Source organism: Gammaproteobacteria bacterium (assembly GCA_029862005.1).
Taxonomy (GTDB): Bacteria; Pseudomonadota; Gammaproteobacteria.
The window spans coordinates 24,618-39,994 of the sequence record JAOTYD010000020.1 but is presented as its reverse complement, the minus strand read 5'-3'; the positions used below and the strand labels follow the sequence as shown (position 1 = coordinate 39,994).

At 57.5% G+C, this 15,377-nt stretch carries 13 protein-coding genes; 7 read left to right on the top strand and 6 right to left on the bottom strand.

The features are described 5' to 3' along the window. The first annotated feature begins 261 nt into the window (after nt 1-261). Both OES20_12895 and OES20_12890 read left to right on the top strand, forming a co-directional pair. Entirely contained in the window at nt 262-2,073 is a 1,812-nt protein-coding gene (locus OES20_12895) for a DEAD/DEAH box helicase (protein ID MDH3635588.1), read from the top strand. Between the two features lie 125 nt (nt 2,074-2,198). Then, entirely contained in the window at nt 2,199-2,897 is a 699-nt protein-coding gene (locus tag OES20_12890; GenBank protein ID MDH3635587.1) for an MnmC family methyltransferase, read from the top strand. A gap of 72 nt (nt 2,898-2,969) precedes the next feature. Here OES20_12890 and OES20_12885 read toward each other — a convergent pair whose 3' ends face one another. From OES20_12885 to OES20_12870, 4 genes are all read right to left on the bottom strand, one after another. Further along, complete coding sequence (locus tag OES20_12885; GenBank protein MDH3635586.1) at nt 2,970-3,413, bottom strand: DUF411 domain-containing protein; 444 nt, start codon at nt 3,411-3,413, stop codon at nt 2,970-2,972. A 319-nt stretch (nt 3,414-3,732) separates the two neighbouring features. Continuing rightward, nucleotides 3,733-3,924: a hypothetical protein gene (locus OES20_12880; GenBank protein MDH3635585.1), complete on the bottom strand. Its 192-nt coding sequence runs from the start codon at nt 3,922-3,924 to the stop codon at nt 3,733-3,735. Between the two features lie 939 nt (nt 3,925-4,863). Then, the gene (locus OES20_12875) at nt 4,864-5,619 is read right to left on the bottom strand and encodes a MipA/OmpV family protein (GenBank protein MDH3635584.1); all 756 of its coding nucleotides are present in this window, start codon (nt 5,617-5,619) and stop codon (nt 4,864-4,866) included. Nucleotides 5,620-5,712: 93 nt separating this feature from the next. Continuing rightward, the gene (locus tag OES20_12870; GenBank protein MDH3635583.1) at nt 5,713-6,384 is read right to left on the bottom strand and encodes a heme-binding protein; all 672 of its coding nucleotides are present in this window, start codon (nt 6,382-6,384) and stop codon (nt 5,713-5,715) included. A gap of 261 nt (nt 6,385-6,645) precedes the next feature. Here OES20_12870 and OES20_12865 point away from each other — a divergent pair, with 261 nt between their 5' ends. The 3 genes from OES20_12865 (at nt 6,646) to OES20_12855 (ending at nt 12,038) form a co-directional block, all read left to right on the top strand. Further along, a complete protein-coding gene (locus OES20_12865; protein MDH3635582.1) occupies nt 6,646-7,506 on the top strand; it encodes an NAD(P)-binding domain-containing protein in 861 nt (286 codons plus the stop codon). A 188-nt stretch (nt 7,507-7,694) separates the two neighbouring features. Continuing rightward, the gene (locus OES20_12860) at nt 7,695-8,861 is read left to right on the top strand and encodes an efflux RND transporter periplasmic adaptor subunit (GenBank protein ID MDH3635581.1); all 1,167 of its coding nucleotides are present in this window, start codon (nt 7,695-7,697) and stop codon (nt 8,859-8,861) included. Between the two features lie 3 nt (nt 8,862-8,864). Next, on the top strand, nt 8,865-12,038 hold the full coding sequence (locus tag OES20_12855; protein MDH3635580.1) for an efflux RND transporter permease subunit: 3,174 nt from the start codon (nt 8,865-8,867) through the stop codon (nt 12,036-12,038). A gap of 167 nt (nt 12,039-12,205) precedes the next feature. Here OES20_12855 and OES20_12850 read toward each other — a convergent pair whose 3' ends face one another. After that, complete coding sequence (locus OES20_12850; GenBank protein MDH3635579.1) at nt 12,206-13,099, bottom strand: amidohydrolase; 894 nt, start codon at nt 13,097-13,099, stop codon at nt 12,206-12,208. Nucleotides 13,100-13,340: 241 nt separating this feature from the next. Between OES20_12850 and OES20_12845 the strand changes: the two genes are divergently transcribed. Then, nucleotides 13,341-14,018 (top strand): DUF2461 domain-containing protein, encoded by a 678-nt coding sequence (locus OES20_12845; GenBank protein ID MDH3635578.1) that lies wholly within the window; start codon nt 13,341-13,343, stop codon nt 14,016-14,018. A 37-nt stretch (nt 14,019-14,055) separates the two neighbouring features. On the opposite strand, the gene OES20_12840 is transcribed toward OES20_12845, so the two are convergent. Further along, nucleotides 14,056-14,355, bottom strand: coding sequence for a DUF1330 domain-containing protein (locus tag OES20_12840; protein MDH3635577.1), 300 nt, complete (start codon nt 14,353-14,355; stop codon nt 14,056-14,058). Between the two features lie 170 nt (nt 14,356-14,525). On the opposite strand from OES20_12840, the gene yghU reads away from it, so the two are divergent. Next, nucleotides 14,526-15,308, top strand: coding sequence for a glutathione-dependent disulfide-bond oxidoreductase (yghU, locus tag OES20_12835; GenBank protein ID MDH3635576.1), 783 nt, complete (start codon nt 14,526-14,528; stop codon nt 15,306-15,308). Nucleotides 15,309-15,377: the final 69 nt, after the last annotated feature.

The following is a 15,377-nucleotide window of genomic DNA, read 5'->3' as shown; positions in this document are numbered from 1 at the left end:
ATGGAGTCAGGGAGCAGGCCAGTTTTTGCCATTTGCAGGAAAAAACGTAAAACGTGGTCCGAGTCACAAATTCCGCAAATTCCGGGGACAGTATACCTTTTTCAATCCTAAGGCTCGCTAGTGGTTAATAGGTATACTGTCCCCTGATTAGGAGATAAAGGTGACGGTCACCATAATTCCGAGCCGGCAACCATTAATAAAGACATGCAAATAAAGGGATAAACCGCTACACTGCGCCACCCTTTTTCCCGAACCTGTCCCATGCCTGCCCAAACCACCATTCAGTTTGCCGATATGGCGCTGAATCCTCCGCTATTGAAGGCCCTGAACGCGCTCGGATACGAGATGCCTACCGCGATCCAGGCGCAAACCATTCCGTTACTGCTGGAGGGTCGGGATGTCCTTGGACAGGCGCAAACCGGCACCGGCAAAACAGCGGCCTTCGCGCTGCCGTTACTCTCGAATCTCGACCTTAAACAAAAGGCGCCGCAAGTCCTGGTGCTGGCGCCGACCCGCGAACTTGCGATACAGGTTGCCGAGGCATTTAAATCCTATGCTTCGCAATTGAAATCTTTTCACGTGCTGCCGGTATACGGCGGGCAGGAATATGGCGCCCAGATTCGCGCGCTGCAACGTGGCGTACAGGTTCTGGTCGGCACCCCGGGCCGGGTGATGGACCACATGCGCCGCGGCAACATAAAGCTCGACCGGCTGAAAACCCTGGTGCTCGACGAGGCCGACGAAATGCTGCGCATGGGATTCATCGACGATGTGCAATGGATCCTGGAGCAGACTCCCGCACAACGTCAGATCGCGTTGTTTTCCGCAACCATGCCCGCCGCGGTGCGAAAAATAAGTAAACGTTACCTGCATAATCCGGCCGAAGTGACGATCGAGGTCAAAACCACCACCGCGGAAACGATTCGTCAACGTTACTGGCCGGTAAGCGGCACGCACAAACTGGACGCGCTTACTCGAATTCTCGAGGCCGAAAGTTTCGATGCGATGCTGGTATTCGTGCGTACCAAGACCGCCACCCTCGAGCTTGCCGAAAAACTCGAGGCGCGGGGATATAGCGCCGTTGCGCTCAATGGCGACATCGCGCAGAAAAATCGTGAACGCATAGTGGAACAGTTAAAAGCGGGCAAGCACGATATCGTGGTCGCTACCGACGTCGCCGCGCGCGGTCTCGACGTGGCCAGGGTCAGTCACGTCATCAATTACGATATTCCGCACGATACTGAAGCCTATGTGCACCGCATCGGCCGCACCGGGCGGGCCGGGCGCGAAGGCGACGCGATCCTGTTTGTCGCACCGCGCGAAAGACGCATGCTGCAGGCGATCGAAAAGGCGACGCGCCAGCAAATTGAGTTGATGGAATTGCCCTCGACCGACATGGTCAACAATCGCCGCATCGAGCTGTTCAAGCAGCGCATTAGCGATACGCTGGCTGAAGAAGACTTGAGCCTGTTCAGGGAATTGATCGAAAACTACCAGCAGGAAAACCAGGTCGACGCGCTCGATATCGCCGCGGCGCTGGCCAGGCAGATGCAGGGTCGGGCGCCGTTTTTATTATCCGGCAAGGCAGCGGTTATGCCGACCCGGGAACTGGAGCGGGACGATTCCCGGACGCAGGGAAAACCACGCCGCGACCGGCAGGCGGGCGATGGCGGGCGGAAAACACGTCGCGATCGCCCCGCGGCCAGGGACCAGCAGCCCGAGGCGGGAATGGATCGCTTTCGCATCGAAGTCGGACATCAGCACAAGGTCAAGCCGGGTAACATCGTCGGCGCGATCGCCAACGAAGCCGATATCGACAGCGGGTACATCGGCCGGATCGATATCTTCGACGAGTACAGCCTGGTCGACCTGCCCGAAGGCATGCCGAAGGAGTTGCTCAGAATACTCAAGAATGTGCGGGTTGCCGGTCAACGCCTGAATATTTCGCTGCTCGGCGGCAAAAAGAGAAACGCAAAACAAAAGGCGGATGCGGGCAAGGCGCCCGCGAGCAGGCCGAAAAACAGGGCCAGGGACAAAAAGAACAAAGGCAAGCCAAAACGCGCGCGGGCCTGACAGGGCCCGGGAAATCCGGAGTGATGCGAGGGAATAGTGATGTGTGGCCTTTTATTTTGCAGACGGTGGCGATGGCTGGAACAGGTAAACTGTAAGACACGACCCCTGGACTTTGACGAACTCCTATGGACCCCTGGATAATCATCGCGAGCACTGCTGTTCCCGGCAGCGATACCGAACTGACCCTGTTGCAGCGTAATGACGATTTTGCGATTCGTATCGGCGGTGTACCGGGCGATCTGATGAATAGCCGAACGCACCACTCCGAAGAAGCGCTGGCCGAACTCGCCTGTAGCCGTCTGCGCAGGATCGAAAATGCGCGGGTACTCGTCGGCGGTCTCGGCATGGGCTTCACGCTGGCGCAGGTTCTCAAGACCGTGCCGGGGTCGGCCGAGGTGATCGTGGCGGAACTGGTGCCTGCTGTGGTCGAATGGAATCGGGGTCTGCTGGGGCAATGTGCGGGACGACCTGTAGACGATGGCCGCACGCGCGTGCATCTGGGCGACGTGGCGGATCTGTTAAAACATCGATCAGAGAAATTCGATGCGATTCTGCTCGATGTCGACAATGGCCCCGAGGCGATGACTTCTTCCGACAACGTTTGGCTTTACTCACCCGATGGGTTAAGAACAATATACGAAAAACTCCGCCCCGAGGGCATTGCCGCGATCTGGTCGGCGAGGGCGGATCCTCTATTCACGAAGCGGCTCAGAAAAACCGGTTTCGATGTCCAGCTGCGTACGGTAAGAGCCCGTCCGGGCAAGGGCAGCCGCCATAAGATATTCGTCGCGCAAAAATCACGGCAAATTCCGGGGACAGTATAGTTATTTCAATCCTAAGGCTCGCTAGTGGTTAATAGGTATACTGTCCCCCGAACTGCCGAATGGAATCGAGGATCAGTGTTTGGCGAACACCCCGGTATTGCCTTTTTTATCGAAACTGATGACGTCGTAAGGCTGTTTGGTGTTGCCCTGCTCCATACCCGGGGTGCCGATCGGCATGCCTGGAACCGCGATTCCGGTAACCTCTGGTCGGAACAACAGCAGGCGCTTGATGTCGCGGTGGGTAATATGGCCCTCGATGACATAGCCGTCGATGACAGCGGTATGGCAGGCAGCCAGTTTCTCGGGTACGCCGAGGCGCTTTTTCACCTCGAAAATGTCTCGCGTGTGCTCGATGGTAACGTTGTAATTCTTTTCCTCGAGATAGCGAACCCACTTGGTGCAGCAGCCGCACTCGGGATTTTTGTAAACCACGATATCTTTCGTCAGGGCGTCTTTGGCCTGGCTTGCATTCAGAACCAGAATGCTCATCGCTGCTGCCAGTAAGATCGATTTCAACCCAGTACTCCCTTCGATGTCGATTTCCAATACTAATTAACTATAGATGGTGCTGGCCATTAATTCAGGATCGGCGTGTTTGGAAAGATGGGCCTGTATGCGCTGGCAGGCCTTACATTTGATGCGCTTGCTCGAATGTGGGATGTCAGGCTTGAACCCTTTTAGCCTGTGCGATTTTTGTAAAAGAGGATTACCTGGCAATCGAATTATTGACTAGTCCTCTTTCAGGGATTAGAGCGGACAGTATACCTATCCAAGCCCGTCAAGCTTTACGATTGAAATATGTATACTGTCCCCTGATTACTTTTACTTATTGTTGTCAAAATGCAGTACAAGACCAGCCCCAACCTTCAAGTTTTTCGGCCAGGACGTTGGCTTTAGCATCGCAGTAAGCGCCGTCGGTTTGTGCAGTCCAGAGTACCGTGGAACCGAGATTTTCGGTGTCTTTGTTGTATACCACTGAGCAAGGTGCCGGATCGGTAGTTTCACGTTCGACGGTTATTTCACGCATTAAATTTTCATGCTCGCAAATCCAGGACTCGGCATTGGCAACAGTCGGTAAAATGAGTGCAGCTAAAATTATGGTTAATCCAATACTATTCAGTTTTCGCATTGCTAATTGACTCCTAATTTAGTTTGAAGCCCAATCAAACAGACTGGTTATCTACGATAGATCATAGTATCTATTCGGAGAATATATAGGGGACAGACCACGCTTATATAGATTGGATGATGGAATTCGAGGGACAGTATACTCGTTGCATCGAGCCCGGCCCGAAAGTTGAGTTGACTGAATTTGGTATACTGCCCTCCAATTTCGCCGCATTTTATTGCCGATTCGCGCCCGCACGGCGGCTCGGTGTTTCGCATTTACCGCGATGTACCTTAGCCCCAAATGTGATGTCTATCTGCAACACAGCGGCGAGGACGTCGAAGGTCAATACACTGAACTTATAGTTAGGATTTTCGATAACAATTGTGCTTGAGGGTGAGCGGTTTATCGCGAGCGAGCTGTCGAGACCTGGGATCGACCAGTAGATCGAATATAGGGGACAGATCACGTTTTTACAGATTGGAAGAGGATCTTATGGATTAGTCGCGTCTAACAATTCGAAAACTTACGTGGTTACCGTTTTCTCTCAGAGAGACTAGCCAGCGCTTTTCCGGGATATTCGTTCCGGCTGCCGTACGATAGGCGTCTGTGTCGAGTTGCCAACCGTTCTCGGACTTAGTAATTCTGGCGGGGGTTACCGATCCATCAGAAAATTCGACCAGGCAATCGCCGCCCGACTGCATCTCCGCTATTTGCGCCAGGCCAGGTATCTTCCCCTCGAGGCCGGGATATAAATGAGTATGGGTGGCTTCCAGGATCATCGTATTGGGTAACCGAAAGTCCCGAGGATAATATAGCTAATCCTTTAATTTAACTTCTATCTCCGTGAGGTCGGGACTACTTATCGAAGAATTTCGAGAACGCGATGAAGACGCTGAGGTTCGAATCCGCGTCGGTTATGGGGCTGTCCTCGATCGGCGAATCGTACCAGGTGTTCTCGATACCGATGCGCGTCAGCCCGCCGAACAGGGCGGGTGTAGCGAGGGTCAGTCCGAGCGTGGTGTTCAGCGCACTGTCGCCGCGATACACGGGCCTCGAACCCGTGGCCTCGCTTGTATCGACACCGTAGTAATAATCCACGTGTCGGCGGTCGAGGTAACTCAAACCGATAGCCGGTTCGAGCAACAGCGTGCCGGCGCGGTACGCGCGCCCGAGGGTCGCGCTCCATTCCTTTCCGTTCGAGCGATCGAGCGCGTCTCGCAGGCCGGCCAGCTCGAGTTTCCAGTCGTCGCGTGCCCAGGTCAGGCCGAAGCCTGCGTCCATCGAAAACTCGCGTTCTTCCATGCCGTCAAAGTTATCGCTGTCGGATTCGTCGAAAACGCTGAAACGGGGGCTCAACCTGACATCGAGATCCATTGCGCCGGCGTGCCCGACCTCGTAGCTGACGAAGGGGCCGAACACTCGCAGCTTTTCGCCGCGGTAGCCGATGACGGGCAAGGGGATAATGCGACGCTCGTAGTCGGCATAAATCTCGCGGCGCACACCGAGCGCGCCGCCGTAGAAAAAACCCGTTGGCTCGATCCGCGCCCGGTTCTCGCCCTGCTCGGAGGCGGCTGGCGCGGCTGCCGCGATAACCACCGTGCCGAGCCACATTCCGAGAACGGCGAGTAAGCCCCTGGCTACGCGGGATTTTACGGGTATGGCTCTCAGCATAGGTAAGTCTTTCGTTTCAAGCTGGTAATCCTGTCAGGATTTTATGTCGATCATGATTTCGTTGCGGCGCAGAAAGGGTATCGCCCAGGGCGGATCGTAACCGGCGAAGCGCGGCTCCGAGGCGGATTCTAGCTGGTTGCTCTCTATCCAGCCCTGTAGCCGGTCGAGCTGTTGCCTGAAACCGGATTCCCGCCACGATCCGGTAAAGGTCAGCACCGCGACGCGCTTCGGCTTGTTCTCTACAAGACTGAGATCCTCGCTTACGGGCAGTGGCGCATTGTCGATCGTGTAACGTGCCGGCAACACGAAGGCGTAGCGCCAGCCGTTCTGCTGTTTCGTAGTGACGACGGGGGCGGTCATTTCGATGGACTCGCCATCGGCGGTACCTGTCTCGCTCGCGATCACCGGTGCGGTCATCTCGATGCTCTGTCGGGTCCGGTTTTCGCTAGAGATATAGTCGAACAGCTTGCGGAAAGCGCGGTTACCTGCATCTTTAAATTCAGCGTTGACAGTCGTTTCGACCGTGATGTAGGCGGCGTACTCGCGCAACTCGATATCGTCCTGGTTGCTCACCACGACGTAGGCCGCCTCTTCGGCGGTGCGAATACCCAGCAAACTGCAACCGCCGAGCGCAAGCGTGACCAGCGCCGCAATGAGTGGGCGGACCAGGGTGTTTCGTGTCGATGATTCCGTTACAGGGTTCATGATCGGGATTATTGCCTCATTTGATATGCCGTATCGGCCAACTGGATTTAACTAACCTTTATTACGTTCGCCAGGACCTGATGGATCAGATCAATGCAATACGGGGACAGTCATTAGGATTGACATTGCTGCCCGTGGCAAATAGGGGATAGAAAACGTTTTCCTGGGCTTTAACTAAAACCAGGGTCTGTCCCCTAATAGGTATACTGTCCCCGGAATATCCGGAATATCACAGGATTGCTCGAAAGGGGAGGGTCTGCAATGAGTGAGTTGACGTTGGTTGGGTTGGGCGCCATGGGATCCGCCATCGCGCGGACGCTGATCGATCATCGGTGCGATTTGACGGTTTGGAACCGGTCTGCAGATAAAACCGGAGACCTGGCGGCGTTGGGCGCTACCGTGGCCGAAAGCCTGAAACAGGCGATCGAGGCGAGCCCTCGCATCATGGTTTGCATCCACGGTTACGCGGCTACCCGTGCGCTGCTCGACGATCCCGAGATCGTTCCGCTGCTGTCCGGTTGCACTGTTATCCAGATGAGTACCGGTACGCCGGCCGAAGCCCGGGACGCCGAAGCCTGGACCCATCGGCACGGGGGGCGTTACCTCGATTGCTCGATCATGGTTTATCCGCCATCGATCGGTACCGCCGAGGGGCAACTGCTGGTGGCGGGATCACGCGAGGTTTACGACGAATGCGCCGGGTTTATCGATCACCTCGGCGGCGATATTCGCTATCTCGGGGCGACCATAGGAGCCGCGGCGGCGCTCGACATGGCGCTCGTATCCCGGCTGGTCGCCAACACGGTTGCGATTGTCTACGGGATTCATATCTGCGAGTCGGAAGGCGTGCCCCTCGCGGAATATGCCGGTATGTTCCCGCAGGGGGATCGGGCCCGCCACCTGGCCAGGGTCGTTGAAAGCGGCGACTACGAGAAGGATATCGCGGCCACGGTCGGAACCTCGATCGAGGCAGCGTCTGCCATTCGTGCTCTGGCCGGTGATCTTGGAATAAACACCGAATTTCCTGATTTCATACTCGGGCTATACCAACGCGCCTCGGCTGCCGGTTACCTCGATAAGGATAACGCGAGCCTGATCGAGATCTTCAGAGGGAAAGCTTGATCCGAATTGGTGACAGTTAACTGATTTCTGCACTGCGAGTATAAGTTAATTGTCACCTTAACCGCTTTACTCCCGCCCGAATAGTCACTGCGCGTTTTCCACGCTGATCTTGCGCCGCACGTCTTCAGGCAGGTCCGCGAGCCAGGCGCGTTGCCAGGCGATCAGCTGTTCGAAATAATCCCAGGGGCTTGTGCAGATCGCCATTTTTTGCAGTAGGTGATACTTTATGGTTTTGTTTGTCCGTGGCGCATGAGGAAACGATGAAAACGAGGCGGTCCGACATAAGCTGGTCTATCCCGGCCGGTTGCCTGCTGGCATTGTGGCTGTTCGGCGTTTCGCTCGCAACGGCGCAGCAAAATGCCCCCACCGTTCTCGTTAGCCGCGCTGAGCAGACCGCGTTGATCGAGGAGGTGCCATTGACCGGCACCGTCGTATCTCCGCGCATTGCCGAACTGTCCACCGAGGTCAGCGGCATCGTCGATGAGATCGGAGTCGAGCCGGGCGATCACGTGGACGCCGGCGCGCAGATACTGCGGCTCAACTCGGAACTCGAGGCGCTAACGCTGGAGGCGGCGCGGGCGTCCACGGAACAGGCGCGGCACGAACTCGCCGATGCACGCCGGCGCCTCGCCGAGGCGCGTAAGCTCGGGGAAGTTCAGAGTCTGTCGGTAGCCGAATCGATCGCGGCCGAGGTCCAGATCGATGTGGCCAGCCTTCGGCGCGCCCAGGCTGAAGAGAAACGCGAGGCCGCTCGGCTCGAACGTCATCGCCTGACCGCGCCCTTTGCCGGGGTGGTCAGCCGCAAGCTGGTAGAGCGGGGCGAGTGGATTCAGCCCGGCCAGACCGTGATCGAGCTAGTTGCGCTGGACGAGTTACGCATCGATTTCCAGGCGCCGCAATCGGTTTACGCGAAAATTGGCGATTTGACCCGCCTGCGCGTCCAGCTCGACGCCTTGCCCGGCCAACTATTTGACGGCCGTCTCGATCGAATCGTTCCGGTTACCGACCCGGTTAGCCGCACGTTTTTGATCCGCGCGGCGCTCGACAATACCGAAGTGAGGCTCGCGCCCGGGATGTCGGCCAGCGGCGTGTTGCGTCTCGACAGCGGCGAACGCGGTGTCGTCGTGCCGCGCGATGCGATCATTCGCTACCCCGACGGTCGCGTCACGGTGTGGATCGCGGACGCGGGTGGCGAGCAGGCCCGGGTGCGCGAACTGCGAGTGCAGACGGGGCTAAGTTTCGGCGGCCGCGTCGCGATCACCAGTGGTCTCGAGGCGGGTGCGCTGGTGGTTGTGCGTGGTAACGAATCGCTTTACGAAGGGCAGACGGTCATCCTGCGCGAGGCGGATAGCTAAACTATGTTCGAAAAGATGGTCAGGCACGGCATCCTGATCACGGTCGCGACATTAATCGTTACCGTGCTTGGCCTGGTTGCGGCCACGCGCATCCCGGTGCAGATGATTCCGGACCTCGAGGTGCGCACGATCTCGGTGCGTACGATCTGGCCCGGCGCGACGCCGCAGGACGTCGAAAAGGAAATACTGATTGAGCAGGAAGAACAGCTGCGCAGCGTACCGGGCCTGCAGCGTATCGTGTCGTCGGCCTCTTTCGGCCGCGCGCGCGTCGAGCTCGAGTTTCCGTTCGGCATCGATCTGAACCAGACGCTGATCGACGTCATCAACGCGCTCAATCGCGTGTCCGCTTACCCGGACAACGTCGACGAGCCGCGCATCTATGCAACCTCGTTTTCGTCGAACTCGTTCATGTACTTTCGCGTCATGCCGCTGGCCGGTAACCCACGTAACCTGGACATGGCGCCGCTGCAGGATTTCGTGCGTGACAATGTCGCCTCCCGCCTCGAAACCGTGCCAGGAGTGTCCGAGGTTTCGACCTACGGCGGTGCCGCGCGCCAGATCCAGGTCCTCGTCGACCCGGTGCGACTGGCCGAGCGCAACCTGACCATGGGCCAGATACGGCAGGCGATACGCGAACGTAACCGCGATATTTCCGGCGGTGAAATCGAGTCCGGCAAGCGGCGCTACCTGCTGCGCACCATCGGTCGCTTCGACAGTATCGAGGACTTAGAACAGGTCATCGTCGACGCCAGCGGCGACGCGTTTATTCGGCTTGGCGAAATCGCCGAGGTCAGGCTCGGCCACTTCGAAATCAACCGCTTTTTCTATACCAACGGCAGCACCGCGCTCGGCATGTCGGTACGCCGCCAGGCCGGCTCCAACGTGATCGACATCAAACGCGGAATGATGCCGCTGGTCGACGAAATCAACCGCGATGTGCTGAATCCGGCAGGCATGGAGATGCGCCTGCTGGCCGACGACGTCGGTTACGTCGAGGCGTCGATCTATAACGTCTGGACCAACCTGCTGATCGGCGCCGCGCTCGCCAGCCTGGTCATGTTCCTGTTTCTACGCCGCTTAAGCGTTACGCTGATCGGCGTCATGGGGATTCCGATCTGTACCATCGCCGCGTTTACCGGGCTGATTCTCGCCGGGCGCACGATCAACGTGATTTCGCTCGCCGGCGTTGCGTTTGCGATCGGCATGACGCTGGACAACAGCATCGTCGTGCTCGAAAGCATCGAGAACGCCTGGCGGCGCGGGCTGGATCGCTGGCACGCCGCGGTCGAAGGCGTGCGCAAGGTCTGGCCGGCGGTGCTAGCGTCGACCCTGACCACGGTGCTGGTGTTTGTGCCGATCGGTTTTATCGAGCAGGAGGCAGGCCAACTCTATTCCGATGTCGCGATCGCGATTTCGGCGTCGATCATCGCCTCGATGCTGGTTGCGATCGCGGTCATCCCGGCCGCGGCGGTCAAGGTTTTCGGTGCCAAAAGCGGGTCCGCGGCGGTGTCTGCCGGTTGGCGCGAACGGGTGACCGGCGGTGTTGACTGGATGATCGCTTCGCCACTGCGCCGTGCCGGCGTAATTGCTGTCGTGGTCGGTGTTTGCGCGTCGGTCATCGTCTACCTGACGCCGCCTGCCGAGTACCTGCCTGAGGGCGAGGAACCGAAGATGTTCGCCAACCTGGCGCCGCCGACGGGCTACAATCTCGGCACCATGACTCGCATCGGCGAGGAAATCCAGGCCTGGATGCTGCCGTTTCTCGAGCACGACCCGGCGCAGTTCCAGCGCGGCGAAACCGAAGTGCCGGCGCTGCTCTACGTCAACGTCAGCGTGCAGGCAACCCGATTATTCGTTATCGCCCAGACGAAGGATCCGCACGATATCAAGGCGTTGATGGACGCAGTCAACCGCAAGTTCGAATCCTATGTCGGCATGCGCTCCTTCGTCGCGCGCGGTTCGATCATCACCAGCAACAGCGGCGGTACCCGCAGCATCGATCTCGACATCTCGGGTCCTTCGTTGGCCGACATATATCGCGTGGCCGCGGTCATCGAGACACGTGCGCGCGAAGTATTGAAAAAACCGCGCGTGCGCTCGCAGCCGCGCTCGCTGACGCTGTCGCAACCGATGATCGAAATCCGGCCTTACTGGGATCGGTTGCAACAAACCGGCCTGACCGCTGCCGACATGGGTTTCACCGTCGCTGCGCTGACCGACGGTGCCTACATCGACGAATTCTTTATCGACGATGAAAAGATCGACATCTATGCATACAGCGCCGCCGCTACGGGTGCCGCGCTCGATACGCTTGAACAATTGCCGATCTACACGCCGGCAAAAGCGGTGGTTCCGCTCGCCTCGCTGGCACGCATTGTAGAATCGGTAGACACCAGCGATATTCGCCGCGTGGATGGCGGACGCACGGTAACGCTGTCGATCATTCCGCCGGACAACATTGCGCTCGAAACCGGGCTCGAATTGGTCAAAAAAGACGTCGTCAGGAATCTGCAGGATGCAGGCAAAATTCCGAGTAACGTCAAGATTCTGATCTCCGGCGCCAGCGATGCACTCGAGGCAACGCGCCAGTCGCTCTCCGCCAACTACCTGATTGCGCTGGCGATCATTTACCTGGTGTTGGTCGCGATTCTGACGCACTGGGGCTATCCGCTGCTGATCATGACGACGATCCCGCTCGGTATCGCCTCCGGCATCGTCGGCCTGTGGCTGATGAACCAGGTCGGCGCGGCGCTACCGTTGATCGGTTTGGGTTCGATCCATCAATCCTTCGACATGATCACGATGCTCGGTTTCCTGATCCTGATGGGCACCGTGGTCAACAATCCGATCCTGATCGTGCACCAGGCCATGGTCAATTTCCGCGAACAGGGAATGGCGGCCCGGGATGCCGTGCGCGAAGCAGTTGCAATCCGGCTGCGCCCAATCGCGATGACGACGCTGACCACGGTATGCGGCCTGGCGCCGCTGGTGCTGATTCCCGGGGAGGGCACCGAGCTCTATCGTGGACTCGGCGCGATCGTGCTGTTCGGTCTTGTCGGCACCGCGATCGTTACCCTGACTTTCCTGCCGGCGCTGACCATGGCCTGCCTGGGACTGGCTCGACCTGCGTCGACTACCCCGGCCGCGGTCGACGCTTCGCACAAGACCGCCGCCTGAAATTAAGCTGCGATACTATCTTCGTGATTCAGAAAATTCTGTAGTTCTCATAGATTTTCAAATAATGATGACCGTTTACTTAATATGGAATTGAGGTGATTGTCACTTTTAGAAAAAAGGATACGGAGGGATTACCATTTCATCCCTCTGTCCTCTTTTCGTAATTTTTATTCCCGCCTGAAGAGTCGCCGCGCGTTTTCCACGCTGATTTTGCGCCGCACATCTTCGGGCAGGTTCGCGAGCCAGGCGCGGTGCCAGGCGATCAGCTGTTCGAAGTAATCCCAGCCGTCGTCGGCGAGATCCCAGGATTGGGTTCGTGTGACCCGCCAGACCGGGTCGGTGCCGGTGACGAAACGGTCCGGGTGTTCGAGTACCAGCTCGCGCCATTCCGGCAGCAGGCGACCGTCTTCGCCCGCCAGTCCGCCGAAGCGCCACGGGTCGCGTGCGGAGAACTCGATCCATGCGTTCGGGCAGGCCTCGACGATGCGCCGGATGTGTGACGGGTACAGATTGCCGCCGGCGTGTGCGAACAGCAGATCCAGCGACGGGTAGGCGCGGCAGACTGCCATGAAGGCTGCTTCGTTGCCCGAATCGATGTGTATCAGCACCGGCACCCGGTACTCGACCGCGAGCGCCATCAACTGCACAAACACGCCATTATCGAGACCTGGCTTAAACCCGGTCATGAAGTGAATTTCGCCGATTCCGTAGTAGTCGCCCGCACTTAATCCGGCCTCCGCCCTGGCGACGACGCGCGGGTCCAGGTGCCAGTCGCGGCGCCCCAGTTCGTGAATATAGGGCGAAAATAGCGGGATGACACGGCCACCCGAAGCGCGGGCGAGCTCGAGCGCGAGTTCGGACGGCGTTCCCGCGGCGACTGCGAATTCAACACCTGCGGCCTGTAGCTTCGCGGCAACCTGCTCGGCGTCGATCAGTTCCCGTTGGTCCCAGTTGAAATGCACATGCACATCGGCGAAGGGTTGTGCCGTGATGGCTAAACCCGACCACGCGAGCATGGCGACCGCGGCCAATCCGCGCCCGAAGGGTCCTGGTCTTATCATTTCCTGTTTCGGCGATTAAATAAGTCGATTACCATTCCAGAATCAGGATAACAGTTTAATCAATATTACGGGTTCAGTAGATCCCGCTCCAGGAATTCGAGGGACAGTATACTTGTTTCATCGAGCCCGGCCCGAAAGTTGAGCTGACTTAATTTGGTATACTGCCCTCCAATTTCCCCGAAGGTTTGTGCACACTTTAATTCCCCGGCTTGTTACCGGACCAACCACTTGAGAACTGAATATGTTCACGCCGAAATTCTTCGATTTTTACCAGGCACTGGCGAAAAATAATAATCGAGACTGGTTTAACGAACATAAACCGGGCTATCAGCAGGCGGTGGTGCAACCAATGTGCGCTTTCATCGATGCGATGGCACCTCGGCTTAAGAGGATTTCGCCGCATTTTATTGCCGATTCACGCCCCCACGGCGGCTCGATGTTTCGCATTTACCGCGATGTACGTTTCTCCAAAGACAAACGCCCCTACAAACTGCATGCGGCCTGTCAATTTCGCCATGAACTGGGCAAGGATGCGCATACGGTGGGTTTCTATGTGCATCTCTCCGCCGAGGAGGCCGTGTTCGGTGGCGGCATCTGGCTGCCGCCTGGCAGCGAGCTGTTGAAAATACGCAATACCATCGTCGATAACCCGCACGCATGGCGGCGGATCAAGTCGAGCCGCTCGGTGAAGAAATTCTTCGGCGGCATCGGCGGCGAGGGTTTGAAGCGCCCGCCGCGCGGTTTCGATGCCGAGCACGAGCACATCGAGGACCTCAAGCGTAAAAGCTTTTTCCTGATGCGTCGCGAGCCGCCCGAAATCATTCTCGACGACGGTTTTGTGGGCGAGGTGGAAAAAACCTTCAGGGCCGCGAAACCGCTGCTGGAATATATCTGCTATGCGCAGGACATCGAGATCTGATTTTTTCTCATCGACCACACTTTAGCGGTCAGGCCTGTTATCCCTCGAAGCTGTCGCAAAGTACCGCGCGAGCGCCTGAGATGGAATCCATTCGCAGGTTGACGATGGCCTGGTACTCGGGCGAGTTGTACCACCGTTTCGCCTCGTCCCGGTCCTTGAATTTCAGCATGACGGTGCGGGTATCGCCGGTATCGCCTTCGATCACCTCGATGTTTTCGTCGACGATGAGAATTTCCGGGGCGTAGGGCCCCAGTGTCTCGACGGCTTTGGGGAGATAGACGTTGTTCAACGTGTCGGCATCGGTAACTTTGTGCGTGAAAATCAAATAGGCGGCCATAAGAAATCCTCCGGATTGGGGATGTTGGTGAGTGGGCAAGTCATTATAAGGCCAAACCGTGTCGATTGTTTATCCGTGAATGACCAAAAATCCCGGCATCGTTTAAATCCACAAGCAAGTGCCGATTGATTTATTATCCACTGAAATCACCGAAACCTGAGATCCACACGATGAGCGATAGCGACTACACCCCACCGAAAGTCTGGACATGGGACAAGGAAAGCGGCGGCACATGGGCCGGCGTCAACCGCCCGATCGCCGGGCCGACCCATGAGAAAACCCTGCCGATCGGCGATAAACCGATACAACTGTACTCGCTGGGCACGCCCAATGGCATCAAGATCACGGTCATGCTGGAAGAACTGCTGGCAATGGGTAAGACGGATGCGGCCTACGATCTGCACCGCATCGATATCGGCAAAGGCGAGCAATTCGGTTCCGATTTCGTCAAGCTCAACCCGAACTCGAAAATTCCGGTCATACTCGATCAGTCCCAATCCCCCGCGCAATCCGTGTTCGAGTCCTGTGCGATTCTATTCTACCTGGCAGAGAAATACGGTGCTTTGCTGCCGCAGGATGCGGCGGAGCGCACGGGATGCCTTTCCTGGCTGTTCTGGCAGGAGAGCAGTGCGTCATTCCTCGGCGGCGGTTTCGGACACTTCTACAAGTATGCACCCTACCCGATGGAATATCCGATCAACCGCTATGCCATGGAAACCAAGCGTCAACTTGATGTACTGGATCGTCACCTGGCCGAGCGTGAAAGTATGTGTGCCAGCGGCTATTCGATCGCCGATATTGCGATCTGGTCGTGGTACGGGCGATTGGCACTGGGTAAAGTTTACGATGCCGCCGAATTCCTGGACACGGGTTCGTACAGCAACGTATTACGCTGGGCGAAGCTTATCCAGGATAGAGAAGCGGTACAGAAAGGACTGGCTGCTGCCCGGTAAATCGACCTACCAGTTCCGGGGACAGTATACCCATTTGCCGATTCCTCGATGCCGAAACAGGTAAACTGT